Source organism: Ruegeria sp. CI1 (assembly GCF_056536925.1).
The window spans coordinates 384,423-410,014 of the sequence record NZ_JBQFQP010000001.1; the positions used below are offsets into that span (position 1 = coordinate 384,423).

Annotated in this window: 25 protein-coding genes, 1 tRNA gene and 1 riboswitch; of the genes, 16 read left to right on the forward strand and 10 right to left on the reverse strand. The window is 60.1% G+C overall.

Annotated features, from left to right (window positions below):
- Positions 1-10 precede the first annotated feature (10 nt).
- From ACR0LZ_RS01810 to ACR0LZ_RS01835, 6 genes are read right to left on the reverse strand one after another with little or no spacing between them, the layout of a single operon-like run.
- Complete coding sequence (locus tag ACR0LZ_RS01810; RefSeq protein WP_480748054.1) at positions 11-283, reverse strand: cytochrome C oxidase subunit IV family protein; 273 nt, start codon at positions 281-283, stop codon at positions 11-13.
- A 5-nt stretch (positions 284-288) separates the two neighbouring features.
- Positions 289-837, reverse strand: coding sequence for a cytochrome c oxidase subunit 3 (locus ACR0LZ_RS01815; protein WP_480748055.1), 549 nt, complete (start codon positions 835-837; stop codon positions 289-291).
- Positions 834-2,756, reverse strand: coding sequence for a nitric oxide reductase activation protein NorD (locus ACR0LZ_RS01820; RefSeq protein ID WP_480748056.1), 1,923 nt, complete (start codon positions 2,754-2,756; stop codon positions 834-836). Before ACR0LZ_RS01820 ends, ACR0LZ_RS01815 begins: the two co-directional genes overlap by 4 nt.
- Positions 2,757-2,765: 9 nt before the next feature.
- A complete protein-coding gene (locus ACR0LZ_RS01825) occupies positions 2,766-3,575 on the reverse strand; it encodes an AAA family ATPase (RefSeq protein WP_480748057.1) in 810 nt (269 codons plus the stop codon).
- A gap of 5 nt (positions 3,576-3,580) precedes the next feature.
- Positions 3,581-4,978: a cbb3-type cytochrome c oxidase subunit I gene (locus ACR0LZ_RS01830; protein WP_480748058.1), complete on the reverse strand. Its 1,398-nt coding sequence runs from the start codon at positions 4,976-4,978 to the stop codon at positions 3,581-3,583.
- A 15-nt stretch (positions 4,979-4,993) separates the two neighbouring features.
- On the reverse strand, positions 4,994-5,443 hold the full coding sequence (locus ACR0LZ_RS01835) for a c-type cytochrome (RefSeq protein WP_480748059.1): 450 nt from the start codon (positions 5,441-5,443) through the stop codon (positions 4,994-4,996).
- A 217-nt stretch (positions 5,444-5,660) separates the two neighbouring features.
- Positions 5,661-5,763, forward strand: a riboswitch (yybP-ykoY riboswitch).
- 73 nt (positions 5,764-5,836) lie between these two features.
- Between ACR0LZ_RS01835 and ACR0LZ_RS01840 the strand changes: the two genes are divergently transcribed.
- Both ACR0LZ_RS01840 and ACR0LZ_RS01845 read left to right on the forward strand, forming a co-directional pair.
- On the forward strand, positions 5,837-6,397 hold the full coding sequence (locus ACR0LZ_RS01840; RefSeq protein WP_480748060.1) for a manganese efflux pump MntP: 561 nt from the start codon (positions 5,837-5,839) through the stop codon (positions 6,395-6,397).
- Between the two features lie 70 nt (positions 6,398-6,467).
- Positions 6,468-7,436 carry a zinc transporter ZntB gene (locus tag ACR0LZ_RS01845; RefSeq protein WP_480748061.1) on the forward strand — a complete coding sequence of 323 codons (969 nt, stop codon included), beginning with the start codon at positions 6,468-6,470 and terminating at the stop codon, positions 7,434-7,436.
- Here ACR0LZ_RS01845 and ACR0LZ_RS01850 read toward each other — a convergent pair.
- Positions 7,423-8,601, reverse strand: a complete 1,179-nt coding sequence (locus ACR0LZ_RS01850; protein ID WP_480748062.1) for an NnrS family protein — start codon at positions 8,599-8,601, stop codon at positions 7,423-7,425. The two genes, ACR0LZ_RS01845 and ACR0LZ_RS01850, sit on opposite strands and share 14 nt — an antisense overlap.
- Positions 8,602-8,891: 290 nt before the next feature.
- On the opposite strand from ACR0LZ_RS01850, the gene ACR0LZ_RS01855 reads away from it, so the two are divergent.
- From ACR0LZ_RS01855 to ACR0LZ_RS01910, 12 genes are all read left to right on the forward strand, one after another.
- Positions 8,892-10,568 carry a cytochrome D1 domain-containing protein gene (locus tag ACR0LZ_RS01855; protein ID WP_480748063.1) on the forward strand — a complete coding sequence of 559 codons (1,677 nt, stop codon included), beginning with the start codon at positions 8,892-8,894 and terminating at the stop codon, positions 10,566-10,568.
- 159 nt (positions 10,569-10,727) lie between these two features.
- Entirely contained in the window at positions 10,728-12,521 is a 1,794-nt protein-coding gene (locus ACR0LZ_RS01860; protein WP_480748064.1) for a NapC/NirT family cytochrome c, read from the forward strand.
- A gap of 59 nt (positions 12,522-12,580) precedes the next feature.
- Positions 12,581-12,997 (forward strand): cupredoxin domain-containing protein, encoded by a 417-nt coding sequence (locus ACR0LZ_RS01865; RefSeq protein WP_480748065.1) that lies wholly within the window; start codon positions 12,581-12,583, stop codon positions 12,995-12,997.
- A gap of 218 nt (positions 12,998-13,215) precedes the next feature.
- Positions 13,216-13,983: a uroporphyrinogen-III C-methyltransferase gene (gene cobA, locus ACR0LZ_RS01870; protein WP_480748066.1), complete on the forward strand. Its 768-nt coding sequence runs from the start codon at positions 13,216-13,218 to the stop codon at positions 13,981-13,983.
- Positions 13,976-14,335, forward strand: a complete 360-nt coding sequence (locus tag ACR0LZ_RS01875; RefSeq protein ID WP_480748067.1) for a c-type cytochrome — start codon at positions 13,976-13,978, stop codon at positions 14,333-14,335. Before cobA ends, ACR0LZ_RS01875 begins: the two co-directional genes overlap by 8 nt.
- Entirely contained in the window at positions 14,332-15,477 is a 1,146-nt protein-coding gene (locus tag ACR0LZ_RS01880) for a cytochrome D1 domain-containing protein (protein ID WP_480748069.1), read from the forward strand. Before ACR0LZ_RS01875 ends, ACR0LZ_RS01880 begins: the two co-directional genes overlap by 4 nt.
- Before the next feature lie 4 nt (positions 15,478-15,481).
- Complete coding sequence (gene ahbB / locus ACR0LZ_RS01885; protein ID WP_480748070.1) at positions 15,482-16,471, forward strand: siroheme decarboxylase subunit beta; 990 nt, start codon at positions 15,482-15,484, stop codon at positions 16,469-16,471.
- A complete protein-coding gene (locus ACR0LZ_RS01890) occupies positions 16,468-16,920 on the forward strand; it encodes an Lrp/AsnC family transcriptional regulator (protein ID WP_480748071.1) in 453 nt (150 codons plus the stop codon). The genes ahbB (ACR0LZ_RS01885) and ACR0LZ_RS01890 overlap by 4 nt, the downstream gene beginning before the upstream one ends.
- The gene (gene ahbB, locus ACR0LZ_RS01895) at positions 16,917-17,399 is read left to right on the forward strand and encodes a siroheme decarboxylase subunit beta (protein WP_480748072.1); all 483 of its coding nucleotides are present in this window, start codon (positions 16,917-16,919) and stop codon (positions 17,397-17,399) included. Before ACR0LZ_RS01890 ends, ahbB (ACR0LZ_RS01895) begins: the two co-directional genes overlap by 4 nt.
- Positions 17,400-17,406: 7 nt before the next feature.
- Positions 17,407-18,618: a heme d1 biosynthesis radical SAM protein NirJ gene (gene nirJ, locus ACR0LZ_RS01900; RefSeq protein WP_480748073.1), complete on the forward strand. Its 1,212-nt coding sequence runs from the start codon at positions 17,407-17,409 to the stop codon at positions 18,616-18,618.
- Between the two features lie 46 nt (positions 18,619-18,664).
- Positions 18,665-20,212 carry a cytochrome D1 domain-containing protein gene (locus ACR0LZ_RS01905; RefSeq protein WP_480748074.1) on the forward strand — a complete coding sequence of 516 codons (1,548 nt, stop codon included), beginning with the start codon at positions 18,665-18,667 and terminating at the stop codon, positions 20,210-20,212.
- Positions 20,169-20,441: a hypothetical protein gene (locus ACR0LZ_RS01910; protein ID WP_480748075.1), complete on the forward strand. Its 273-nt coding sequence runs from the start codon at positions 20,169-20,171 to the stop codon at positions 20,439-20,441. Before ACR0LZ_RS01905 ends, ACR0LZ_RS01910 begins: the two co-directional genes overlap by 44 nt.
- Here the strand turns inward: ACR0LZ_RS01910 and lptF are convergent.
- Positions 20,434-21,558 (reverse strand): LPS export ABC transporter permease LptF, encoded by a 1,125-nt coding sequence (lptF, locus tag ACR0LZ_RS01915; RefSeq protein ID WP_480748076.1) that lies wholly within the window; start codon positions 21,556-21,558, stop codon positions 20,434-20,436. The genes ACR0LZ_RS01910 and lptF overlap by 8 nt on opposite strands.
- A gap of 177 nt (positions 21,559-21,735) precedes the next feature.
- Positions 21,736-21,811 (reverse strand) — tRNA-Trp (locus ACR0LZ_RS01920).
- A 144-nt stretch (positions 21,812-21,955) separates the two neighbouring features.
- Here ACR0LZ_RS01920 and ACR0LZ_RS01925 point away from each other — a divergent pair.
- A complete protein-coding gene (locus ACR0LZ_RS01925) occupies positions 21,956-22,666 on the forward strand; it encodes a lysophospholipid acyltransferase family protein (protein WP_480748077.1) in 711 nt (236 codons plus the stop codon).
- A gap of 306 nt (positions 22,667-22,972) precedes the next feature.
- Here the strand turns inward: ACR0LZ_RS01925 and ACR0LZ_RS01930 are convergent, their stop codons facing one another.
- Complete coding sequence (locus tag ACR0LZ_RS01930; RefSeq protein ID WP_480748078.1) at positions 22,973-23,896, reverse strand: ankyrin repeat domain-containing protein; 924 nt, start codon at positions 23,894-23,896, stop codon at positions 22,973-22,975.
- Positions 23,897-24,093: 197 nt separating this feature from the next.
- Here ACR0LZ_RS01930 and ACR0LZ_RS01935 point away from each other — a divergent pair, with 197 nt between their 5' ends.
- Positions 24,094-25,260 carry a saccharopine dehydrogenase family protein gene (locus tag ACR0LZ_RS01935; protein ID WP_480748079.1) on the forward strand — a complete coding sequence of 389 codons (1,167 nt, stop codon included), beginning with the start codon at positions 24,094-24,096 and terminating at the stop codon, positions 25,258-25,260.
- Positions 25,261-25,592 lie beyond the last annotated feature (332 nt).

The following is a 25,592-nucleotide window of genomic DNA, read 5'->3' on the forward strand; positions in this document are numbered from 1 at the left end:
AGGGCGGCGGTCAGACCAGATAGAGGCCAAAGACAACGGCAGTGAACCCAGTCAGGACCATGGTGAACCCCCGCAGCCAGCTTGGGCTTTCTTCGAGCGCCAGATAACGGGCGAGGATAACGCGTGATTTGGCGAGCGCCAGAACCAAGATACCCGCGCCGACAACCTTGGGCGAAACGGGCAGAATGGTCAGCAGCGCCGAGGCAAAGCTGAGCATCAGAAGAGCAACCCACGCGCCCGTTAGGCGGTCTGTGTCTCCGTTTCCGGAACGAGAAGAAACCATTTTCGTCACCCCAACAGATAGATCACCGGAAACAGCAGCACCCATACAAGGTCGACCATGTGCCAGAACTGCGATCCCGCCTCGATATTGGCAGGATCGTCGCGCCAGGCGACCAGCAGCAGGATGCCGGTTCCGGCCAGAACGTGCGCGGCGTGAAATCCCGTCAGCAGATAGTAGAACATGAAGAACGGGTGGGTGTCGAAACCGATGCCATCAGCCGCCTTTCCGGCATATTCCACGCCCTTGATGATCAGGAACAGGACCCCCAGAAGGGCCGCCGAAATCAACGCAAGGCGCGGGGCTTTGCGTTGCCCCTCGCGGCGCCACGCAAGCGCCTTTGCCGCCAGGTAACCTGACGTGACCAGCACCGCGGTGTTAAGCGCAGCGCCAGTGCGGTAAAGATGCGACTGCGCCTCTGCAAAACCCGCCGGATCAGTCAGGCGCACCCCCATGAAGGCGATGAGTCCAGCGCCAAAGACCAGCAACTCGCTGATGATCAGCACCCACATGAGCAACTCGCCAGGAAGCTCATCAATCAGGGTGGCGTCGCTCATGCGCCGACCAATTGACGATAGATCTGCGGCAACGCCATAGTCAGACGGTTCGGGTCGGGGATGACCGCAAAGCCGCCCTGCCCGAACATGCGTGGGAACCAGCTTTTGCCTGTCTTGTCGATGGTTACACCAAAGACGGACTGCCCGGCGCGGCGTGCCTCTCGAACCGCCATGCAGGTGTCTTCGATACCGTGGCGGCCCTCGTAGTGGTCCAGATCGTTGGGCTTGCCATCTGTGATGACCAGCAGCAGGCGTCGTTTGCGGGACTGACTGGCCAGATCGGCCGAACAGTGCCGGATCGCCGCACCCAGACGGGTATAGTGGCCGGGCCGCAGCGAGGCGATGCGCTGTTCCACTGCGGGTCCCATCGGCTCGTCAAACCCCTTGCAGCGCTGGATATACACCCGGTGACGCTTGAGCGAGCTGAAGGCATGGATCGCGAAATCGTCACCGCATGCGTTCAAACCCCACGCCAGCGCCGCCAGCGCCTCGCGTTCGATATCGATGACGGCACGGCCCGCGACTGCACTTTCGGTCGAGCGGCTGACATCCAGAACAATCGATACCGCCAGATCGCGCGCCTCGGGTCGCGACTGCATCCAGACCCGTTCGGTTGCTTCGCCATTGGCGAGACGGTCCACCTGGGCCCGTACGGCGGCCTCGATATCCAGTTGATCGCCATCCAGGTGACCACGGGTCATCACGCGCCCCGGGCGCAGGGCCTCGAACTGGCGCTTGACGGCGCGGATGCGGCGGGCGGTGGCGGGGTCTTTGCCAAACTCAGCGGCATCTTCGCGGATATCGGCATCCGAGGTGAGGACATTCACGTGATCCGGCAGGTACTGGCCCGACCGCACGTCCCACTCCGGATAAAGAATGCGGCCTGACGATCGCTCGCGATCCACGTCTTCGGGCGCGAGGTCGAGGTGCAGTTTCAACCGTGTCGGCGGTGCCTTGGAAATCTGCCCCAGACCGATCTCGTCCTGATCGTCGGCTGCTTTCTTGGCATTGTCCGGGTCGTCGTCATCGACGCGGCGGTTGAGGTTCAGGAACTCGGCCCAGCTTAGAATCGCCTCGAACTTGTGCAGAATGAAGCTGTCGTTGCGCTCTGCCTGGTCGGATTTACGGCGGCGCGCCCGGTGGGTTTTCTCGCTCGACTCTTCCGGAGGACCATCGGTGTCGCGGCTTTCCGCCTCGTGATGCTCGGAAAAGGCAACCGCACGCAACTCGGGCCACAAGGCGACCGGGCGGAAGGGCTGATACCCGCGCGGGGCGGTGAGGTCAGCATCGACGGCCCACAACTGCTCAGCCTTGGAGGACAAGGGCTCTGAATTCCCCAACATTTTCCGGATCAGTTCCTCAACTGCGGCCTCAACCGGCGGCAGGTCCGGAACCTCGCGCTGATGCAGCATCCCCTTGCAAAGCTCGTCATAAAGCGGACGCAGACCCGGTGCATTGTCGAAAGTTTCCGTCACCATATCCCTGGCGGCATGCAAGGCACGCAAATCTGCACGCAACAGGTCTTCTTCGTCGATGCGGGTTCCGGCATGGGCTGCAGCGGCAGCAAGCCAGACGTAAAGTGCGCCGTTGGCCTCACGATAGGGAAAGATTGCCAGCCGGTCCGGCAGGCGCAAGACCTCGCCGTCGAACGAGGCGCGCGGCAACAGCTCGGCCTCGGTCGCCAGACGACGGCGCCAGCCTAGCCGGTGGCGGGAAAGCTCGGGCGAAACCGGGCGCAGCTCGACACCCGGACTTCCGCCAAGCCCCCGGAAAAGAACGGCCAGCCGCCCCGCGACCTGCGACAGGTCGACCGCGGCTCCAACGTGCACCTCAGGTGCATCAAGGCGGCTGGCGAGGGTGTGCCACAGTTTCCCGATGGTTTCTTCGGGTTCCCATGGCTCAAAGTCGATCTTGACCATCGGTCGGCCTCACCCAAAGACGGCCGTGACAAGATCGAGGAGCCCGCGTTTGATATCCTCGTCATCGGTCAGAGGTTCGATCATGGCGGCCAGAATGGCGCGATCGGTGGACATGCCCTGCGCGATCAGCGTCGCGGCATAAACCACAAGGCGGGTGGAAACCCCCTCCTCAAGGTCCTGCCCCTTGAGACCGCGCAGCTTGTTCGCCAACCGGATCAGCGGCTTGCAGCGTTCCAGCGACAACCCACTTTCTTCGGCCACGACTTTGGCCTCCAGTTCCGGAGACGGAAAGTCGAACTCAACCGAAATGAATCGTTGGCGGGTGGAAGGTTTCAGGGTTTTCAAGATGTTCTGGTAGCCCGGGTTGTAGGATGCCACCAACATGAAACCGGGCGCGGCCTCAAGCTCTTCACCGGTACGGTCGATCGGCAGGATGCGCCGGTCGTCGGTCAGCGGGTGCAGCACCACGGTCACGTCCTTGCGCGCCTCGACCACCTCGTCAAGATAGCAGATAGCACCCTCGCGCACCGCGCGGGTAAGCGGCCCATCGACCCAGACGGTTTCCCCACCTTTCAACAGGTAGCGCCCGATCAGGTCGGCGGCGGCCAGGTCGTCATGGCAGGCCACGGTATAAAGCGGACGACCAAGTTTGGCGGCCATGTGGGCCACAAACCTGGTTTTGCCGCATCCTGTCGGACCTTTCAGCAGGACCGGCAGACTGTTGTTATATGCAGCGGTGAAGATATCGCATTCATCACCCTGCGAGAGGTAGAAGGGGGCGTCAGCCGCCCCCGTTCCGAGTTTCATGGAGCCGTCCATCCTCATTACTCCGCTGCCACGTGGTCAGGGTCCTTGTCGAGGCGGTCACGCTCAAGCGGACCAGGTTCGACCAGCTCCTTGCGCGGCACCCAGATCGAGTAGATGAAGAGCAACGCGCCAATGACAACCACCAGACCTGCACCGAAGCGCATCCAGTAGAAGATGGCAACCTGATCCTGCACATCCATGTAGTAGTCGCCTACCACACGCTGCATGTGCGTTTGAACAGTTCCCGCAAAGGTCAGCACGAAAGTCATGAATACCATGCCGCTGGTCATCAGCCAGAACGACGCCATGTTCAGTACCTGGTTATACGGATCGCGGTTCAGAAGGATCGGCATCGCATAGCTGAAGATCGCGCAGTTCAAGGCCACATAGGCACCGTAAAAGGCCAGGTGACCATGGGCTGCGGTGATCTGTGTCCCGTGGGTGTAATAGTTCACCCCGTGCAGCGTGTGCAGGAAGCCCCAGATGCCGGCCCCAAAGAAGGCAAGCGTGGCACAGCCCAGCGACCACAACAGCGCGGCCTTGTTAGGGTGGTCACGACGGCCTTTCCAGACCATGACAAAGGCGAATGCCATCATGCCGAAGAAGGGGATCACCTCAAGGCTCGAGAAGATCGAACCGATCCACTGCCAGTAACCGGGAGTACCGATCCAATAGTAGTGGTGGCCGGTGCCCAGGATGCCCGAGAAGAGGGCAGCAGCAACGATGACATAAAGCCATTTTTCGACGATCTCACGGTCAACGCCCGTCAGCTTGAGCATCAGGTAGGCCAGGATCGAGGCCATGATCAGTTCCCAAACGCCTTCAACCCACAGGTGAACCACGTACCACCAGTACTGCTTGTCAAGGCTGAGGTTCGAGGGGTTGTAGAAGCTGAACAGGAACAGCAGCGCCAGCCCCCACAGGCCCAGAAGCAGGATGTTGGTGATTGCGGTTTTCTTGCCCTTCAGCACCGTCATCGAGATGTTGTAGAGGAAGATCAGTGCCGCAACGACGATACCAGCCTTGACCCATTTGGGTTGTTCAAGGAACTCGCGGCCTTCTTTACCCAGCAGCCAGTTACCTTCGAACAGGTTGAAGACATAGGTCAGAACCACGCCCAGCGTACCGACCACGAGGATCAGAAGCTGCAGATAGGCCAGCTTGGGCGAGTGTATTTCGCGCTCCGCCTCTTCCGGGATCAGGAAATAGGCGGCGCCGAAGAAGCCAAGGATCAACCACACGATCAATGAGTTGGTGTGCAGCATCCTCACGATGTTGAACGGCAACAGCTCGGAAAGCGTGTTGGGCGCAACATAGATCCAGCCTGCGAGCAGACCGCCCAGCACCTGGATCGCAAACAGCGCCATGGCTACGGCAAAGTAGACCAGAGCGATTTTTTGGGATTCGTATTTCATTTCTCCGTTCCCTCCTTAGCCCGCGTCATTCGGGGGCCAGCCCTGAGCGTCGATATTGTCCGTCCAGATCAGGAAGTTCGCGAGATCCCGGATATCTTCGTCGCTGAGGTTGAATTGAGGCATCTGACGCCGGCCCTCGATGCCCGTGGGCTGCGCCTCCATCCACCCTTTCAGGGTTTCAAAAGCCGCCTCGGGGTCGTCCAGTACGCCCCAACGGGTCATCACATTGGCGACTTCCGGGGCGAAATATGCACCTTCGCCCAGAATCGAGTGGCAGTTGATGCAGGCATGTTTTTCCCAAACATGCTTGCCCCGGGCCACACTGTCGTCGAGTTTGGCCGCGTTTTCCGACCCGATGATGTACAAGTGTGAGTGGGCCGATAAGGCCAGAAAGATTAGTATGAAGAACAGGGACCCGCCATAAAAGATATTGCGGGCCATGCTCTTTGTCATGACTTCGCGCATTGCGCTCTCCTTTGCGCCGCATTGCTGGTGCAAGGAAAATGGCCGCTGGCGCATAGGGACGCCTTAACCAAAGTCAAGACTTCCAGGCATGTTTCGGCCTGTATTGGCGAATTTCCGAAATTGTCGACACTCCCCGGCGGCGGGCCCCAACTTCTGCAATTGCGTCGCAAAATCACATCATACTGTTATCATTGACAAAAACACGAAGCATCCCTATCTCGACGGCATCGGGGAGTAGCAACCGCAAGCGTGCGGGGGCGTGTCAACACACCCGCGGGATATCCGCGTGGCACGCCCGGTCTCGGGACTGTCCCAGGCTCAGCAAGACCGTGGTGATTGGACTCTGCGGGCGGATTCCAAATGGCACCCGGTTCGGCCCACGAGGATGCGCGCATGACCCCGATCACAATCGGCCTGCTGGCCTTGACCATGTCAATAGACGCCTTCGTCGCCTCCATCGGCCGCGGCGCGGTGCGACAGGGCGCGCCGCTTGCGAGCGCCCTGAGGACAGGCGCGGTGTTTGGCCTTGTTGAAACGGTCACACCGCTGCTCGGCTGGGCCCTCGGAGTCGTTGCCAGCCAGTACGTGCAGGCGTTCGATCACTGGATTGCATTCGCGCTACTCGGCCTGGTCGGAATGCGAACAATCATTCATGCGGGCCAGCGCGATGGCGACGGCGGCGCACCCAGGCTGCACTCCCCACTTGCCTTGCTTGCAACGGCCATCGGCACATCTGTGGACGCCATGGCTGTCGGTGTGTCGCTTGCCTTTATAGACGTGGACATCGTGATCATCGCTCTGGCCATCGGTCTGGCAACAATGACGATGAGCACCACTGGCGCTCTGACCGGCCGGTTGCTGGGTCAGCGCTTTGGGCGCAGCATCGAGGTTTTTGGCGGCTTGATCCTGATCGGTCTCGGTCTTGCGATTCTGCTGGAGCACCTGACAGCCTGAGGATTCGGTTTTTTCTGGACCCGACCGACACATTCGTTCCAATCTTCGCCTAATTTAATTCGGTGCGAGAATGCCAAATAAACGTCTGCAACCAGTCTGCGCCTTCGATTTTTCGGGTGAACGCGCACAGGTCGTCGTCGATGACTGGCCCTTACCCATGCCACCCAGTGAAAAAACGTACCGGTGGCTTCATCTCAATCTCGCTGACGAGGCGACAGGCCAGTGGGTCAAAGAAAACCTTCCGGCGGTGGTTGCGTCCGCATTAACCCAATCCGAAACGCGCCCACGATGCGATGCTTTGCAAGATGGGCTGATCCTCAACCTGCGCGGCGTAAACCTGAACCCCGGTTCCAGCCGCGAGGACATGGTGTCACTGCGGATGTGGATCACGCCCAACGCCGTGATCTCGGCACGCACCCGAAAGATCTGGGCGGCCGACGAAATACATCGCAAGGCCACGGCTGGCACGGGCCCGGCTTCGGTTGGTGCGTTTCTGGTCGAACTTCTGCACGGACTGTCCCACCGAATCGAAATCGTTTCCCTGGAACTGGATGACCAGACCGACGGATTGGAAGAAGAAGCCCTGGAAGGAACCGTGGATCTGCATGACCGCCTCAGCGCCCTGCGCCTGACCGTCATCAAGATGCGCAGGTTCCTGCACCCGCAACGCGAGGCGCTGGATGCGCTCTTGCGCAACGAAGCGCGGCTGCTTGACCCTTCCGAAATCATCAACCTGCGCGAGGCAGTCAACCGCACCCGGCGCACTCTGGAAGAACTGGACGCAACCCGCGACAGATTGGCGGCGGTCCAAGATCAGATTGCCTCGGAACAGGTACGCCTGCTGGGACGGAACAGTTATACCCTGTCGATCATCGCGGCGGTTTTCCTGCCGCTCGGCTTTCTGACGGGTCTCTTCGGCGTCAACATTGCCGGGATGCCAGGCACCGCCTCGCCGACCGCATTCTGGCTGCTAGCCGGAGGCTCAATCGCTCTTGGCATCACCATTTTCCTGCTGTTCCGGCTGCTCAAGTGGCTGTAAAGCGCGGCCCGGTCAATGCGGCCCACATGGACGCAATGTAAAGCGCAAAAGCCGTGACCCACAGCCCTCCGGTCACCAGCATGGCAACAAGGTACGCACCGTCCAGTTCCGCTCCGACCCACCTGAGCAAGGCCGCAACGGCCATAAGCGCATAGGCCAGAATCATTGGGAAGGGCGCGACCAGTTCACGCCCGGAATGCCCCAGCGACGCACGGCTCATGACTGCCAGTGTCATGCCGCCCACGCAACCAATTCCCAGAACATGCAACCCGGCGATTTCGCGTCCGATGCCCAGCGCTGACAGCCCCCAAAGCACCATGCCCAGTGCCAGCATCGCCAGCCCCAGGTGCAGGGACCACAGAATCGGTTGTCCCAGGCACCAGATGCCACCCCAGCGAGACAGCCGCAGGGCCTGAACCAGCCCGAACAGGATGGCGACCGGACCCAGCCCCCAGGCCGGGGTCCCCAACATAACCAGCGGCGGCAAGGCCAGCGCCAGGATCAGAGCCGTGCGCTCGACCAGCGGAAAGCTCCGGGGCCAGTGGCTTTCAGCAACACCCGAACGCTTCATCGCATTGCGGGTGAACGCGGGGGTGACGCGACCCCCAAGAACCGAGATCAGGGCGCAAATCGAGGTCAAGCCACCCCGTAGCCCGGCCTGTGCGCTGTCCTGTGTAATTCCCAGCCACTCAAGATGCACCAAAAGATCAGCGATCCAGAGATAGGTTAGAAAAAGCAGAAACATGATGTTCTGCGGTTTTGGGCGTTTCACCAACTGGGACAGGATCTTTATCGCCAGAACCGGGATAAAAGCCAGGTCGAGAACCGCCACCCAAACCGGGGGCATCATCCCCGAATACCAGACTGCCAGCCGCCCACCCAGCCACAGGCCAGCGGCCAGAGTGATGAACCCGCGCCGGGCGCCCGGTGTGTTGGTCCAGTTCGGCACCGCCGTGAGGAAAAATCCGCCAATCGCTGCAGTAGCATAGCCAAAGATCATCTCGTGGGCATGCCACAGGACCGGCACACCATCCCGCAGCGGCCCTTCAGCTATGCCGGCCAGATACATTGTCCAGATTATCCCGGTAAAAACACCATAGATACCGGCTGCCAGAAAAAAGATGCGAAACCCTTCACCCAAGACGCGACCAACGATCGACGACATTCCTGTTCTCCTTCGGCCCTGGCAATGGGCTGGGCGCAAATTCATTTGTTTTCTTAAACGGCCATCTGCGACACTTGGGTCCAAAATGCCCGCAGCAAAACAACTAGCGGGCAGATGAGGCGTCACACTTAACCAAAATCAATTGAATTCGGGATTTCAGGTCGACCTGCGGCGGGATGACGCCCGTACGGATTCACGTTTCCGCGAACTCCGTTGACTTTTGTCAAGGCGGCACCGCCCCCGTTTGCCGCACATTCCGACCTGCCTCACCACGCATATGGAGAGTGATCATGTCACTTGGAATCAGCTACAACAAAACCGGACGCGCCCTGGGGGCTGGTCTGGCAATGCTGCTTGGCACTGTCGCCGCGCCAGCATTCGCACAAGAGCCAACCCTGAGCGAAGAAGCCTTCGAAAGCTCGAAGCAGCTTTACTTCGAACAATGCGCGGGCTGCCACGGCGTTCTGCGCAAAGGTGCCACCGGTAAAAACCTTGAACCCCATTGGAAAAAGACCGCCGCAGACGGCACTGTCACCGAAGGTGGCACCCTGAAGCTGGGGCAGGAACGCCTTGAGAAAATCATCGCCTGGGGTACCGAAGGCGGGATGAACAACTTCTCGGACATCATGACCGAGCAGGAAATCAAGGACATGGCGACGTACATCATGATGGACGCGCCGAAACCGCCCGAGATGTCCCTCGAGCAAATGAAACAGACCCGCAAGGTCTATGTCGAAGAAGCCGACTACCCGACCGAGCCTTTGCATGGCCGCAATTGGGAAAACTTCTTTGTCGTCATCGAACGTGACGTAGGCAAGGTGGCCGTGATTGACGGCGACACCAAGGAAGTACTGGCGCACATCCCGACCGGCTATGCCGTGCACGTGCTCAAGGCCTCCGAGCACCACAAGCTGGAAGAGTCGGAAAACCCTGGCCGCTTCTGGTACACCATGGGCCGCGACGGCAAGATGACCAAGATCGACCTCTGGCAGACGCCGGACAAGATGCTGGTTTCGGAAGTCAAGATTGCCTACGACGCACGTGACGTGGCCGTGTCCGGCGACGGCAAGTACGTCATCGGTGGGGGCTACTGGCCGCCGCACTTCGCGATTGTCGATGCTCAAACCATGGAACCGCTGAAAGTCGTCTCGACCCGCGGCACCAACGTCGATGGCGAATACGTCGAAGAAAGCCGTGTGGCTGCCATCTACACCACCCCGAACGAACCGACCTGGATCGTCGCGGTGAAAGAGCTGGGCCAACTGTGGCAAGTGGACTATTCCGACCTCGACAACCTGCGGATCGACAAGATCAACTCGGCCAAATTCCTGCACGACGGGTTCTTTGACCCGACAGGCCGGTACTTCCAGATCGCCGCGAACGCGTCGAACAAAATGGTTGTCGTTGACACCCAGACGCACAAGCTCGAAGCAATGATCGACACCGCAGCCCTGCCGCACCCCGGCCCGGGCGCCAACTGGGAAGACCCGAACTGCGGCCCGGTGGCCGGTACGACCCACCTGGGCGTCGGCACCGTGACCGTCTGGGGCAACGACCCGGAAGGCCATGCCGACAACGCTTGGAAGATCTGCTACGAAGTGGAAACAGACGGCCCCGGCCTGTTTGTCCGGACCCACCCTAACTCCAAGTACGTGTGGGCTGACCAGACCAAACACCCCGAGCCTGAAATCCAGCAGTCGGTGCAGGTCATTGACAAGGCAACCGGTGAGATCGTGAAAACGATCCAGATCACCGAGGACGAAGGCAACGCCGCGGTTCACTTCGAGTTCAACAAAGACGGCACCGAAGTTTGGGTCTCCAAATGGAACCTGGCCGACTCGAAAGAACCGAACGGTCAGATCGTGATCTTCGACGCGGAAACGCTGGAAGAGATCGGGCGGATCGATGGACTGTTTGCCCCGACCGGCAAGTTCAACGTCTACAACCGTTCGAACCACGTCACCTGATGTGACAGGAACTGCCATGGAAGGGGCGGGCAGATCGCCCGCCCCTTCCTCGTTCCCGGGCACGCGTGACCCAACTGTCACACAGGCCCGCGACCAAACAGCCAAAGCAACCGGCCTCTCACCCAAGGCCAGACAACAAAGCCAATACGGAGTCTGGACATGAACCAGCCCACGGACACGGAAAAGAAAAAACCGATCTGGCGCCGGTATTTCCTTTGGGGAATGCCCTTGGCCGGTATCGCCGGTGCATTTGTCGCCGGTATCGTCTTCTGGGGCGGTTTCAACACCGCAATGGAAGCCACAAACACCAAGGATTTTTGCATCTCGTGCCACGAGATGGAGAATTTCGTCTATCAGGAATATCAGGGCACGATCCATGACGTGAACCGCTCGGGCGTGGGCGCGGTCTGCTCCGATTGCCACGTTCCCAAGGATTGGACCCACAAGATCATCCGCAAGATCAAGGCCTCAAAAGAGCTTTACGGAAAGATGGTCGGCACCATCAACACCCGAGAGAAGTTCGAGGCCAAGCGCGTGCATCTGGCCATGAACGAGTGGGAGCGGATGAAGTCCAGCGATTCGCGCGAATGCCGGAACTGTCACGATTTCGAATCGATGATGCCCGAATTCCAGCGTCCCCGCGCACGTCAACAACACCTGAACGCGATGAAAGTGGGTCAGACCTGCATCGACTGTCACAAGGGTATCGCTCACTCGGACGCCCGCGAGCGCGCGGATGAAGAGTATCTGGAAAAACTCGAAACGCCGAATCCGGATTTCATCCGTGAGATTCCGGAAGAATACTTGGCAAGCCTCGCACGAATCGAAGCCAAGGAAGCCGCCGAGGCCGAAGCAGCAAACGCCGCCAAGAAGGCGCAGCAGGAAGCCGTACAAGCCCAGATTGCCGCTGCGGTCGAATCGGCGGTCGCCGAAGAGCGCGCCAATGCCAACGGCAACGCAACCGAGGCCTCGGCCGCTGGTGGTGGCGACGATGTCGCTTCCAACATCGACTGGAACTCGGTCGCCGCGACGGACATGAAACTGTTCTACCCTGGCCAAGCCTCGTTCGAATGGGTTCAGAACGGCAAAACCCACGGTGGCGCGCGTCCGTTGACAAAGGGCGGCGATCAATGCTCGACCTGCCACGCCAAGGAACTGGACACGATCGGCAACAAGATTGTTGCAGGCGGAGATCTGGAACCGACCCCGATTCCGGGCAAGCGCGGCGTGATCGATGCAACCGTTCAGGCGGCGCATGACGACGAAAATCTGTACATTCGCCTGCAATGGTCGGATGCGGGCCATAACCCTGCCCCGTTTGTCGACGGCGGCAAGATGGACCCCGACAACCAGATCAAGGTCGCCATGATGATCACCGGAACCGGAATTGAAATGGGCGATCAGGTGGGGTGCTGGGCCTCTTGCCACGCCGACAATACCTATATGCCCTTCGATCCGGGCGCGGATGGCGTGGCGGCAAACGGTGACGTCACCGCGCGGCTAACCGCCCAGAACACGGTCACTAAATACCTCAGCGAAAGCCGCACCGACATCGAAATCCGGGGTCGTGGGGATAAACCGCTGGGCGGTTGGGACAAGCTGAAGGCCGAGGCAGAGATCGAACAGTATCTCAAGGACGGCACCTTCCTCGACCTGATGCGTGTCTATGCCGACGGCAGTTCCTCAAATGGCTATCTGCTGGAGCAACGGGTCGTGAATGACGGCGAAATGGCCGCCTCGGCCAGCCTGTCGGGTGGTATCTGGACCGTGGTCTTTACCCGGCCGCTCGACAGCGGTGCCCCCGGCGACGTACCACTGGTTCCGGGTCAGACCTACACGGTCGGCTTTGCGATCCACGACGACTTTGCCGCTGCCCGCTTCCACCACGTCACGCTGAACACCAGCCTCGCATTGGATGATGACAGCGCGACCATTAATGTGGTGAAACAGTAAGTGCTTGCAGGGGCCGGACAACTCCGGCCCCTGTTCTTTCCGGAAAGGAGATCTGACAGATGCATGCCAAACACCTTCTTCCCGCCACCCTGCTGTCGCTTGCGGCAGCTTTTCCCGTTTTTGCCGCCGACGAAGACACGGCTGCAATCTGCGCCGAAGCCGAAGAGCGCTATGTCGAACTGTTCGGACAGCCCTCGGATACGGTCGAGGATGCCGAGATCGTATTGATGTACAAATACAATTTCTGCCCCGCGCAACTGACCGTCAAAACGGGAACAACGGTGCGCTGGGTAAATGTCGACAAGCGCACCAGTCACAGCGTGCTGCTGAAAGACGGAAGCGTGCCGGAAACCGACCGGATATTCCCCGAAGAAACCGTCGAGCTGACCTTTCTCACCCCCGGCCCGCAGGACTACCTGTGCGGCCCGCATTGGGAAACGCAGAACATGATCGGAATGGTCACGGTCGAACCCTGAACCAAGGCGACAATTCGGGCATGATCAAGGGGCGCGAGAGCAATTCTCGCGCTCCTTAACTTATGTCAAGGCGACTCCTTTTGCCATCAGCCAGTCTGCGACCATGGAACGCCAGGAATCCCCAGCCACACTCCCGTTTTCACTCGCTTTTTTGCGCGCGGACGGACTGTGTTCCGAGGGTCGGCGTCTGCGGAAGTTCAGGACAAGTGAGTTTGCAAATGAGCGGTAAGGTATTTCTGATCGGAGCCGGCCCGGGCGACCCTGAATTGATGACCCTGCGCGCGCTGCGGATGCTGCGCGAAGCCGATGTCGTTGTCTATGACCGCCTGGTTTCGCCCGAAATCCTCGCCATGAGCCCCGAGGGCGCGAGCATGATCCCGGTCGGCAAGGCCCCCAAATGCCATACCGTGCCGCAGGAGCAGATCAACGAGATACTGCTTGAACAGGCCCGCGCCGGACATACGGTAGCCCGCCTGAAGGGCGGCGACCCGGTGATTTTCGGCCGCGGTTCCGAAGAGGCCGCCTATCTGACGGCTCATGACATCGCGGTCGAATACGCGCCCGGCATCACCGCCGCTCAGGGCGCCTCCTGCTCGACCGGCGTGCCGCTCACCCATCGCGGGTTGGCGACCTCGGTGCAATATGTCACCGGCCACCGTCAGGCCGACAAGGTTCTCGACCTCGACTGGAAACGGCTGGCCGATCCGTCGACCACGCTCGTGATCTACATGGGTGTTGCCAATATCGGCCAGATCGCAATGGGCCTGATGACCGAGAACCTGCCCGGTTCGACCCCGGTTCTGGCCGTGGGCCGCGCCACCACGCCGGACGAGCGGCGCCTGGTGTCGCGCCTCGACCGCATCGCAACGGATGTTCGCGAAGCCCAACTGACCGCCCCTACTCTTTTCATCATCGGCAAGGTGGTGTCACTCTACGACGAGCGTCCCGTTGCCGACCTTATCGAACAGGCAACTGCCAATGCCTAGCTTCATGCAAATGCCGTCCGCCACACCCGGGCGGATCGGTTTTTCCTTTCGCGCCACGCTGACCACACTGGCGCTGGTCGCGACCTCGGCCATTGCCGCCGACGCACTCGACCCGAACGCCCTGAAACGTCTGGTGCATCAGGATTGCGGCTCGTGCCACGGCCTGTCGCTCAAGGGAGGGCTTGGCCCTGATCTGCGCTCCGAGACACTGCAACACTATGATCTGGACATTCTGACCGGCGTCATCCTCGACGGTATTCCGGATACGGCCATGCCCCCCTGGCGTCCGTTGATGACTCAGGAAGAGGCCGAGTGGATCGCCCGTTACCTGCTGGAACCGGAGGGACAATGAAACGGATTGCATTCGGCCTGCTGGCCACGCTGATGATGAGCACTGCACAGGCCGAACCAATGGCCACCGGCGATCTTGGCCTCGTGATCGAACGTGCGACCGGCTCGGTCCTCCTGGTCGACCAGTCCGATCGCGCCGCATTGGCACGGATCGAAGGCCTGGGCGATCTCAGCCATGCCTCGCTGGTCTATTCACCCGATGAACGGTTCGCCTATGTTTTCGGCCGCGATGGTGGGCTGACCAAGGTCGACATAGTCACCCGCCAGATCGTGAACCGCGTCGTACAGGCGGGCAACGCCATCGGCGGAGCCATTTCGGATGACGGCAAACTGGTGGCCGTGTCCAACTACGAACCCGGTGGTGTGCGCGTGTTCGACGCCGACACGCTGGACATGGTCGCGGATATTCCCACCGACAGCAAAACCATCGGTCTGGTCGACGCGCCGGGCCGCCGCTTCGTGTTCACCATGTGGGACACGGGCGAAACATGGATTGCCGATTTCGCAAAGGGCGCGCCGGACATCACCAGGATCGCCGACATGGGCAAAAATCCTTATGACGCGCTGATCACCGCCAATGGCCGCACTTATATCACCGGTCTTTTTGGCGAGGACGGTCTGACCGCGCTTGACCTGTGGTCGGACAATCCCGAACCGATCCGCGTCCTGCCGGGCTATGGTCGTGGTCAAGAAGAAATGCCGGTCTACAAGATGCCCCACCTCGAAGGCTGGGCGCTGACGGGGCGCGAGTTCGTCCTGCCTGCTGTCGGCCATCACGAAGTTCTTTGGGTCGATGCCGACACTCTGACCGAGACCGGGCGCACCAAGACCCACGGCCAGCCCGTCTTTGCCATGGCCCGGCCCGATGGCCGTCAGGTCTGGGTCAACTTTGCCCACCCCCTGAACGATACGATTCAGGTGATCGACACCGTCACCAAGGAAATCATTCACGAATTCAAACCCGGCCCGGCGGTGCTGCACATGGAGTTCACACCACGTGGGCACGAGGTGTGGATCAGTGTCAGAGATGCCGGAAAGGTCATGATTTACGACACGCAAACATTTGAAAAATTGCGCGAAATCGAGGCGGACAGCCCCTCGGGCATTTTCTTTACTGCCCGCGCGCACAGAACGGGGCTTTGACGCCATGTGCCACATTACCGATCCGATCGACCGAAGCCTGCTGGATGATTTCCAGCGCGATTTTCCGGTGACCGAGCGACCGTTTCAGGTACTCGCCGACACGCTGAGTCTGCCCGAGAACGAGGTGATCGACCGTCTGGCCCGGATGCGCGCCGCAGGGCGCATCACCCGTGTCGGCGCAACAATTGCGCCAGGTACCGTTTCGGCCAGCACTCTCGCCGCTGTCGCCGCCCCCGAAGGCCGATTGGAACAGGTCGCCGCCATGATCGACGCCGAACCGGGGGTCAATCACAACTATCAGCGCGAAGACAAATGGAACCTCTGGTTTGTCGCCACCGGACCCGACCGGCAGCACGTCGACGAGACGTTGGCGCGGATCGGTGACCGCACCGGCCTGCGGGTTCTCGACCTGCGGCTGGTCCGTCCGTTCAACGTCGATCTCGGCTTCAGGATGGCGGAAAAGACGCCCCGTGTGCCAGTGGCACGCAAGATCGACCGTTCGGTGATGCAGACCGGCGATCTGGACCTTCTTCAGGCGCTGAGCACCGGCTTGCCTCTGGTCGCCACACCCTATGCCACACTCGCCCGCTCCCTGGGTCGCGACGCGGACGACGTCATGCAGCGGATCGCGATCCTGCATGAGGCTGGTATCGTTTCGCGGCTGGGCATCATTGTCCGGCACCGCGCTCTGGGCTGGTCCTCGAACGCGATGGTCGTATGGGATCTCCCTGCCGAACAGATCGACAGCGCAGGCCCGGCATTGGCCGCCCATCCCGGCGTGACGCTGTGTTACGAACGCCGCCCGGTTGAAAAAGTCTGGCCCTACCGCCTCTATTCGATGATCCACGCCCGCTCCCGTCCCGAGGCCCGTGACGTGCTGGCCGGTGCTACCGAATTGCCCGAACTCTCCGGCGCGCGGCACAAGGTTCTGTTCTCGACCCGCTGTTTCAAGCAGACCGGTGCGCTGATCAAGGCCAGGGAGGTCGCGGCATGACGCCTCTCGACGCCATCGACCGTGCGATCCTGAACCGGATGCAGGACGACCTGCCGCTGGTGCCCCATCCCTATGCCGCCGTGGCCGAGGAACTGGGGATCGGTGAAAGCGACCTGCTTGACCGGCTTGCGCGGCTGAAAGACGATCGGGTGATCACCCGCTTCGGCCCGTTCTTCGATGCTGCCGCCATGGGTGGCGCGTTCTGCCTGTGCGCCATGGCGGTGCCGGAACAGGAATTCGAAACGGTCCTGACCAAAGTCAATGCCCACCCCGAGGTTGCCCATAATTATGAGCGCACGCACCGGCTGAACATGTGGTTCGTGCTGGCCACCGAAACGCCCGAGGGGATCGAGGCCACCGCCGATGCCATCGAAAGGGAAACCGGGGTGCAAGTCCTCCGCTTCCCCAAACTGCAAGAATTCTTCATCGGGTTCCGGGTGGCGGCATGATCGACGCAACAGACAGACAGATCATCGAAGCGATGCAGGGCGGCCTGCCCCTGACCCACGCCCCGTTCACCCGGATCGCAGCGCAGATCGGCCTTGCCGAATCTGAGCTGTTGCAGCGTATCGCCGAAATGAAAGACAGCGGCGTGATCCGCCGCATCGCCGCCGCCCCAAACCACTACAAGCTGGGAATGACTGCCAACGGAATGACGGTCTGGAATGTCGATGACAGCCGCATTGCCGAACTTGGCGCCCGTATCGGTGCCCTGCCCTATGTCACCCATTGCTATGAACGCCCCCGGGCCCTGCCGGAATGGCCCTACAACCTGTTTGCCATGGTCCATGGCGAAAACCGCGACGAGGTCGAGGCCCAGCGCGCCGACATCGCCGCGATCCTTGGTGATGCCTGTCAAGGTCACGATATCCTCTACTCCACGCGCATCCTGAAAAAGACCGGGCTGCGCCTGAAACAGAAAGGCTGAAGCCCCCATGTTCCGCCTGACCGAATACATGAAGCAACTTGTCGAACCGACACCGGTTCGCAAACGCCGCCCCGGCCCTGTCAAACCGGTGGTGATCTGGAACCTGACCCGCCGCTGCAACCTGAAATGCCGTCACTGCTATACCGTGTCTGCGGACGTGAATTTCCCCGGCGAACTCAGCCACGAACAGGCCATGTCGACGCTCGAGGATATCGGCCAGTTCCGCGTTCCCGCCCTGATCCTGTCTGGTGGCGAGCCGCTGGACCGCTTTGATTTCTTCGATATCGCCACCCGCGCCCGCGAACTGGTGCCGATGCTGGCGCTCTCGACCAACGGCACCAGGATCCACGGCGAAACAGCCGACCGGATCGCCGATGTCGGGTTCAGCTATGTCGGCATATCCCTCGATGGGATCGGCGCCACCAACGACTGGTTCCGCGGCGTCGAAGGCGCTTTTGCCGACGCTCTGCGCGGCGTGCGCGAATGCAAGAAGCGCGGCATCAAGGTGGGGTTGCGTTTCTGCCTGACCGAAGGCACCCAGCATCACCTGCCCGACCTGATCCAGCTTTGCGACGACGAGGGCGTTGACAAGTTCTATCTCAGCCACCTGGTCTATGCCGGGCGCGGTGACAAGAACCGTGGCGAGGACGCCCAGCGCCTGCGTACCCGACACGCGATGGACCTGCTGCTGGATCGCGCCTGGGTCGCCGTCGCCGAAGAAGCGCCGCTGGACATCGTGACCGGCAACAACGATGCCGACGCGGGGTATTTCCTCGACTGGGTGCGCCGCAATTTCGACGAGGCCAAGGCAGCGCATGTGCGCGAGCATCTGGCGGCCTGGGGCGGCAACTCCAGCGGTCTGGGCGTCGCCAATATCGACAACCTTGGCCGGGTGCACCCTGACACCTACTGGTCCGACTACACCGTGGGCAACGTCAAGACGACGCCGTTCTCGGAACTGTGGACCGGCAATGACCCGATGCTGGCCCTTCTTCGCACCCGCCCCCGTCCGCTGAAGGGGCGCTGCGGCGCGTGCAGGCTGCAGGATGTCTGTGGCGGCAACACCCGTATCCGCGCCCTGCAACTGACCGGCGATCCCTGGGCCGAAGACCCGGCCTGCTATCTGGACGATGCCGAGATCGGCGTAAAAAGCGCCGAACGGCTCGAAGTCACGCCTTTCCGGGGCAAAAGCCACGACCCGGCACACCAGTTCTTCTGAACTGACGGGTTGCCTGCCTCGAAAGGGGTAAAGAAGGAACGCGAACATGCGGAATTGGAACAAACGGACGGGCCTTGCGGCCCTGCTGCTCGGGACAGTGATGGCCCTGCCCTTGGGCGCCGACCCGGCGAAGAACTATGCCGACTATTGCGCCGAATGCCACGGCGCCGGGCGTCTGGGCGGTGTTGGCCCGGCCCTGATCCCCGAAACGCTGAAACGGATGCGCGGGCCTCATGTGGCCGCCGTGATCGCCGACGGGCGCATCGCCACGCAGATGCCTGCTTTCGCCGAGCAACTGGATACGGCTCAAATCGGGGAACTGGCGGACTGGCTGAAATCCCCGCTGGCATCCACACCCGAATGGGGCGAGGCGGATATCATGGCCAGCCGAACGCTGGACGAAGACTATGTCGCCGTTGATGCTCCGGTCTGGAACAGCGACCCGATGAATATCACTCTGGTCGTCGAAACCGGCGATCACCATGTGTCCGTTCTGGACGGCGATACATTCGAGGTGCTCGACAGGTTCGAAACCCCCTTTGCCGTGCATGGTGGCCCGAAATTCAGCCCCGACGGGCGCTATGTCTTCATCATGTCCCGTGATGGCTGGGTTCAGAAATACGACATCTGGGCACTCAAACAGGTGGGGCGCGTGCGCGCCGGCGTGAACAGCCGCAACATCGCCATGTCAAGCGATGGCAAATGGGTTGCCATCGCCAACTATCTGCCCAACTCGCTGACGCTTCTGTCGACCGAGGATCTGTCGGTTGCCAAGGTGGTTGAGATCAAAAGCAAGAAAGGCAAGCCCAGCCGGGTCTCTGCCGTCTATCAGGCTCCGCCACGTGAAAGCTTTGTGCTGGCGCTCAAGGACGTACCCGAGATCTGGGAAGTGTTCTATGGTGCCAACCCGCCGCAATTCGGTCTGGGGCACGATTTCCGCATCGAAGGTCAGGTCAAGAACCCCGATCCCTTCCCGGTGCGCAAAATCACCACGCCCGACTATCTGGACGATTTCTTTTTCGACCAGACCTATGAATACGTGATGGGCGCGTCGCGCGACGGTAAAGGCGGCCAGGTAATCGACCTGGTGATAGGGCACAAGATTGCGGATCTCGATCTGCCCGGCATGCCGCACCTTGGGTCAGGCATCACCTGGTCACGCAACGGCAAAACCGTCATGGCGACACCGCACCTGACCGATGGCGTGGTGTCGGTAATCGACATGGAGAATTGGCAGACAATCAAGCGGATTGAAACCGAAGGCCCCGGATTCTTCATGCGCGGGCACGAAAATTCACCTTATGTCTGGACCGACGTGTTCTTTGGCCCGAACAAGGACGCGATGCACGTGATCGACAAGCAAAGCCTCGAGATCGTCAAAACCCTGCGCCCTGCACCCGGCAAAACGGTGGCCCACGTGGAATTCACCAAGGACGGCCGCCACGCTCTGGTTTCGATCTGGGAAGACGACGGCGCTGTTATCGTCTATGACGCCAATACTCTGGAAGAGGTCAAACGCCTGCCGATGCGCAAACCCTCGGGAAAATACAATGTCTGGAACAAAATCACCTTCTCCGAAGGCACCAGCCACTGACGGACGCTGGCCGGTATGGAAGCTGGCCTTGCTGCTTTATCCGGCCTCTGCGCTGACTGTCGCGATCAACCTGTTTCTGGTCGGGCTGATCGCGCATGGTCTGGGCTTTCCGGCCATCAGCCCGGTCTCGGCAATCCTGTGGTCCATCCCGTTGGGGGTTCCCGCTACCTGGCTTGCTGGGCGCTGGCTGCGCGGGCTGATGGACGAGGCCGACGGAGACGTCAACTAGCCGCCGCAGCAGAACGGAACAGCTTGAGCGGCCTGCCTGCGATTGACAGGAAAACAGCTGATACCGCCACACCGGCAAGTGCAGGCAGGTACAGCAGCCCCCAAAGTTCGGGCCGAGCGATCACCATCGGTGCCACAAAACCCCGAACACCTTCGAGTATCACCAGTATGGTGAACGCGCCCAAAATTTGCGGCCAAAGCCCAAATCGGGAAAACCCGCCCAGCATCAGGGTGGAATATCCAACCAAAGACACCGCAATACAGATGAACGTCCACGAAAGCCGCTGATGCAGCTCTTCGGTAATCTCACCTTGGGTATAGTCCTCGACCTCGGCCATTGCCTCCGGCCCACGCAGCAGATCCAGCGTCGGCACCGCCTGCAGGCTGCGTTTCAACCCCATCCCGTCATCGGCCAGTGATGAAATGTCATAGGTCGCATCCTCGAACAGCGTCGTCGACATCGTGCGGTTGCGCGCATGATACCGCAATGCCATGCCGTCGAGCATGACAAGGTTGATGCCATCCTTGCCCCGAACCAGATAGGCCTCGGCCCCGGAATAGGTCACAGGCACCTGTGGGTCGCGCCGATCGGACAGATACACATCCTTCAGCGTTCCATCCAGCTCGATCTGTCCAATATAGACCGTCACCCCGTCGGATGGGTGCAGGAATTCACCTTCGTTCAACAGCTGGGCCGTGACATCACCGGCCACCTCTTCCTGACGCTGTTCAAGCTGCAGTATGGACGCCGGGCGCAAATAGATGCTGATGGCTCCCATCATCAACCCGGTAATCACTCCGAACCAGAGAACGGGTCGGGCCAGCCGCCACGGGCTGAACCCGGTCGCCAGCATGACCGTCAACTCGCTTTCCCGGCTTAACCGGTTGGTCGCGTATACAGCCGAAGCAAATACCGCCATCGGCATGACCGTGCGGATCAATGTTGGCAGCGACAGTGCCGTAAACTCCAGAAACACCATGGCCGACTGGCCGCCGCTGATCACCTTGTCAAACAGGCTGACCGAACGGGTAATCCAGAACACACCGACCAGAACCAGCGTGAAAAACCCGAACAGCACCAGCAGCTGCCGCAGGTAGTATCCATCAAAACGCGACATCTGACTCCATCGGGCCGCACATAGTTGCGACGACATTATTGCAATCGCACGGCATAGAAAACAGCGATTGAGCCTGGCTCACCAGAACCGGACAATCTGTCTTCAAGCCGACCAGGCAACCGGCCAATTCAAACCAATGCGCCACATCGCCCGGCATTCGTATTCATTTATGGGAACTGGCAGGGGCAGCAGGGTTCGAACCCGCGACCTACGGTTTTGGAGACCGTCGCTCTACCAACTGAGCTATACCCCTGTGGTGAGCAACCAGATATGCCACCGACGCGGAGGACTCAAGAGGCTTTTTCACATTCCTTGCCGATTGCAGACAGGGACAAACAAGTTGCGTCACGCGTCAGGTCGGGTAAACCGTTCCCGGCCCGAACGGAGGACCCGACAGGTGAGTTTGCGCAAGAAAATCGCCGATAGCGAAACAGTGCTGAACTGGCTGGCCCGGCGCATTGCCGGATATATCCGCATGGTGCACCGCAACACCAAATGGCAGCGGATCGGCTATGATGAACTGGATCAACTGGCCGCTCAGGGCGAGCCGGTCATAGTGGTGCTCTGGCACCAGCGGCTGGCCCAATCGCCGTATTTCTTCCCGCTCGACAAGGGGCGCATCTGTTCGATCACCTCCGCAGCCCGCGCCGGCAGCATGGTCGGGCGTGTGCAAAAGCTCTTCGGAATGGACACCATCGCCATGTCCAGCCACAAACGTCACGTGGCGCTCTCGCGCGAGGTGCTGGGCAGGATGAAGGAAGGCGTCTCAATCGGTATCGCCGCCGACGGCCCGCGCGGCCCCGAACGCATCGCCTCAACCGTGCCCCTGATCTGGGCGCGCACGTCTGGAAAACGGATCTTCGGCATTACCTATTCCGCCCGCTACGGGCGCGAGGCCGGAACATGGGACCGCCTGCTGATGCCGCGCCCCTGGCGGAACGAAGGCGTTTTCCTGTGCCGGGAATGGACCGAGGGCGTGCCGCGCAAAGCGACCGAAGACCAGATCGAAGCGCTGCGCCAAAGCCTGGAACAGCACATGAACGATATCACCGCCGAAGCCGACAGGATGGTTGGAAGAAAGCCCTGGGCCCCCGCACCCGAAGAGTGACGGATATTTTCCCGGAGTGTTGCGCCGGATGGCACCCGGCTTGTTCAGCCAGATGCCCAATCAAGGTTCGATTTGCGCGACCTTCAGTGAAGCCTGTTCACCCGGCTCTGCATCTTGGCGCAACGTTCGAAAGAGCGGTAAACGGCCCAGAAAATCGTGGTGGGCTGGGTCTTGTTCAGAAACGGCATCCGACTCACTCCGATAACACAGGAATGTGATGAGTATTGACCTGACGTCACTTTCCGTCTGTGAACCAGATCACACTTGGATATCTCGTCGTTCCTTTGTCGCCCCTCTCTATCCACATCATTCCGGAAGCGGGACAGGATCATCCGCCAGGGTGCGCAAATAGGCAATGACCGCAATCCGGTTCTTGCGATCCCGAACCGTACCAAAATACTTCGCGGTTCCCGGAACGCTCCCCTGAATATCCGCCAGATACACGTTCAGGGCCTCGAAATCCCACACGCCGGTCATCCCCGCCATGGCATCGGAATAGGCCATTCCGGGGTCCGACGCCTTCGGCGCACCGATCATGTTCCAAAGTGACCCCGCACGCCTGCCGAAACCGCCGGGTTCGAAACTGTGGCAGGGGCTGCAGTTCTGAGCTTCGGATTCACCCAGTTCAAGATCGGCGCCAGTCAGCTCTGCCGCCGTGACCGGCTCCGGTGTCCACGGCTCGAACCCGCGCTCACGAAGGAGCGCCACAACACCGTCATGCCCCCTGCTGGCCGCGAAATGTATTGCCGGCTCTTCACCCCGAAAATCCGTCCGCCCGTTCACATCCGCGCCGGCATCAAGCAGCATCCCCACGATCTCCGCCGATCCGCCATAAGCCGCCTCGTGAAGGGGCCGCGTCATGTTTTCACCGCCGATGAGGTTCGGGTTCGCCCCGGCCTCAAGCAACAGTTTGACAATGTCCTGCCGTCCCCGCCGGGCCGCGATATGCAACGCACCACCGCGGCGGGTCAACTTGTCCACATCGGCACCTTGCGCGATCAACACCGCGACGGCATCCGGGTGACCACGATCGGCGGCAAAGAAAAGCGGCGTGGGGCCACCTTGGGTTCGGGCGAGATTCGGGTCTGTTCCCGCCTCGAGAACCCCCCGCAACTCCGCCACATCCCCCACCATCGCAGCATCATGAATCGGGTCTGCCGAGGCAGGCGGCAAAAGCATCAGGGTCGATACCAAACCAGCGACCAGCACCCCTCCTTGCCAAGCTGTCATCCGATCACCCCCAAACCGAAAACAATACGTCACTATAGAGGCATGTCATTCAAAAATGGAATTCGGGGTGAATTTGCACACTTGTCTAGGTCTGTAGAGAAGGAAAATGCCTTTCAGCTTCAGACCTCATCGAACGCGATTGGGGCGATGCGTCGCTCTGAGGCATCCTTGTCTTTCCACGCTGATACGGCGAAGTAATGGCCGACTACCGAGTTCAATCCGAAAGAATGATCGACGTTATGACCAAGAAGGTTTTGATCATAGGAGGCACAGGTGTATTTGGAAAACGCTTGGTGCGCCATCTTGCTTCCTGTGACAAGCTCGAACTGCACGTCTCTTCCCGTAGCATCAACAGCGCCAAAAGCTTTGTCGACACACTGACAAATCAGGGCGGTCCGGTTCATCCGATCCAGTTGGATACGCACACCAATTTCCGCCAAACATTGGATGACCTACGTCCGTTCATTGTGGTGGATTGCTCCGGCCCATTTCAAGGCTCCGGTTATGATTGTGCTCGAACAGTTCTGCAAGCGGGCGCGCACTATGTGGATCTGTCAGATGCCCGGGATTTTTTGGCCGGTTTTTCCCATTGTCTCGATCCTATTGCCCGGGAAAGTAGCGTAGCCGCATTGGCGGGCGCAAGCTCGTCCCCGACGCTTTCGACATGCGTGGTGAAAGACGTTACCGACGGTTGGAAACGCATCGACAGTATAGACATTTGCATCACTCCGGGAGGCAGAAGCGAGGTTGGTCGTTCTGTAATCGAAGCGATACTAAGCTATGCTGGCAAAAGCGTTCCTCTCTGGGACGACGGGCACCTTAGATCAGTACCTGGCTGGCAGAACTCCCGGCGTGTAGAGGTGCCCGAGTTGGGATTCCGACGGGTAGCTCCGGTTGAAACATATGATGCAGAATATCTCGGAGAGAAATTCAATGTTCAATCTCGAGTGTCCTTTTCTGCCGGATTGGAATCAAGAATCGAACAGAGAGGCATTGAGGCTGTCGCGTTCCTGCGCAGCCACAGATTGCTGAAGTCTCTGAAGTTTCTAGTGCCGATCTTGTTAAGCGCGCGAAAAATCACGCGAATTCCGACGTCGAGTTCTGGCGGAATGATGGTAAAGGTCTCTGGCTCGGACGCTGATGGTATTGCAACCGGGTTAACATGGTCTTTGGTGGCGCATCAGGATCATGGGCCATTCATTCCAATTCTGCCCGCCGCCGCAGCAGTCAAGAAACTTCTCAATAACGAAGTTGCGCCTGGAGCGAGGTTCGCTCACTCCGCCGTTCAGCTATCCGATATTGTGAGAGAAATGTGCACGTATGATATCAAGACGATGATATCTTTTGATAGAATGAACTCCTGATCCCTAATTCTCTTTCCAACAGGAAAGAGCGCTGTCCCTCGGCGCAGCTCAAAAAAGGCCGCCCACTGTGGGACGGCCTTTTTAGTTCAACCGAGTGGGCTCTCATTGCTCTTTCAGAGCAACTGCCGCCCACTGGCCAGAGTTTTCTGACGAAAACTCGACCTTACTCGATGATTTTCGACACGCTATTCCGGTGCGTCTCGGGATTATTGAATTCAAACAAAAAGGGCGCCCCGAGGGGCGCCCTTTCTTTGGATATTCGCTTGCGCGAATTATTCAATAATCTTCGACACGACACCCGCGCCGACGGTGCGGCCGCCTTCGCGGATCGC

What these genes read in the sequence shown, in the direction of transcription:
- ACR0LZ_RS01810 (WP_480748054.1), bottom strand. Translation starts at nt 283, where the DNA reads ATGGTTTCTTCTCGTTCCGGAAACGGAGACACAGACCGCCTAACGGGC.
- ACR0LZ_RS01815 (WP_480748055.1), bottom strand. Translation starts at nt 837, where the DNA reads ATGAGCGACGCCACCCTGATTGATGAGCTTCCTGGCGAGTTGCTCATG.
- ACR0LZ_RS01820 (WP_480748056.1), bottom strand. Translation starts at nt 2,756, where the DNA reads ATGGTCAAGATCGACTTTGAGCCATGGGAACCCGAAGAAACCATCGGG.
- ACR0LZ_RS01825 (WP_480748057.1), bottom strand. Translation starts at nt 3,575, where the DNA reads ATGGACGGCTCCATGAAACTCGGAACGGGGGCGGCTGACGCCCCCTTC.
- ACR0LZ_RS01830 (WP_480748058.1), bottom strand. Translation starts at nt 4,978, where the DNA reads ATGAAATACGAATCCCAAAAAATCGCTCTGGTCTACTTTGCCGTAGCC.
- ACR0LZ_RS01835 (WP_480748059.1), bottom strand. Translation starts at nt 5,443, where the DNA reads ATGCGCGAAGTCATGACAAAGAGCATGGCCCGCAATATCTTTTATGGC.
- ACR0LZ_RS01840 (WP_480748060.1), top strand. Translation starts at nt 5,837, where the DNA reads ATGACCCCGATCACAATCGGCCTGCTGGCCTTGACCATGTCAATAGAC.
- ACR0LZ_RS01845 (WP_480748061.1), top strand. Translation starts at nt 6,468, where the DNA reads ATGCCAAATAAACGTCTGCAACCAGTCTGCGCCTTCGATTTTTCGGGT.
- ACR0LZ_RS01850 (WP_480748062.1), bottom strand. Translation starts at nt 8,601, where the DNA reads ATGTCGTCGATCGTTGGTCGCGTCTTGGGTGAAGGGTTTCGCATCTTT.
- ACR0LZ_RS01855 (WP_480748063.1), top strand. Translation starts at nt 8,892, where the DNA reads ATGTCACTTGGAATCAGCTACAACAAAACCGGACGCGCCCTGGGGGCT.
- ACR0LZ_RS01860 (WP_480748064.1), top strand. Translation starts at nt 10,728, where the DNA reads ATGAACCAGCCCACGGACACGGAAAAGAAAAAACCGATCTGGCGCCGG.
- ACR0LZ_RS01865 (WP_480748065.1), top strand. Translation starts at nt 12,581, where the DNA reads ATGCATGCCAAACACCTTCTTCCCGCCACCCTGCTGTCGCTTGCGGCA.
- cobA (WP_480748066.1), top strand. Translation starts at nt 13,216, where the DNA reads ATGAGCGGTAAGGTATTTCTGATCGGAGCCGGCCCGGGCGACCCTGAA.
- ACR0LZ_RS01875 (WP_480748067.1), top strand. Translation starts at nt 13,976, where the DNA reads ATGCCTAGCTTCATGCAAATGCCGTCCGCCACACCCGGGCGGATCGGT.
- ACR0LZ_RS01880 (WP_480748069.1), top strand. Translation starts at nt 14,332, where the DNA reads ATGAAACGGATTGCATTCGGCCTGCTGGCCACGCTGATGATGAGCACT.
- ahbB (WP_480748070.1), top strand. Translation starts at nt 15,482, where the DNA reads ATGTGCCACATTACCGATCCGATCGACCGAAGCCTGCTGGATGATTTC.
- ACR0LZ_RS01890 (WP_480748071.1), top strand. Translation starts at nt 16,468, where the DNA reads ATGACGCCTCTCGACGCCATCGACCGTGCGATCCTGAACCGGATGCAG.
- ahbB (WP_480748072.1), top strand. Translation starts at nt 16,917, where the DNA reads ATGATCGACGCAACAGACAGACAGATCATCGAAGCGATGCAGGGCGGC.
- nirJ (WP_480748073.1), top strand. Translation starts at nt 17,407, where the DNA reads ATGTTCCGCCTGACCGAATACATGAAGCAACTTGTCGAACCGACACCG.
- ACR0LZ_RS01905 (WP_480748074.1), top strand. Translation starts at nt 18,665, where the DNA reads ATGCGGAATTGGAACAAACGGACGGGCCTTGCGGCCCTGCTGCTCGGG.
- ACR0LZ_RS01910 (WP_480748075.1), top strand. Translation starts at nt 20,169, where the DNA reads ATGTCTGGAACAAAATCACCTTCTCCGAAGGCACCAGCCACTGACGGA.
- lptF (WP_480748076.1), bottom strand. Translation starts at nt 21,558, where the DNA reads ATGTCGCGTTTTGATGGATACTACCTGCGGCAGCTGCTGGTGCTGTTC.
- ACR0LZ_RS01930 (WP_480748078.1), bottom strand. Translation starts at nt 23,896, where the DNA reads ATGACAGCTTGGCAAGGAGGGGTGCTGGTCGCTGGTTTGGTATCGACC.
- ACR0LZ_RS01935 (WP_480748079.1), top strand. Translation starts at nt 24,094, where the DNA reads ATGGCCGACTACCGAGTTCAATCCGAAAGAATGATCGACGTTATGACC.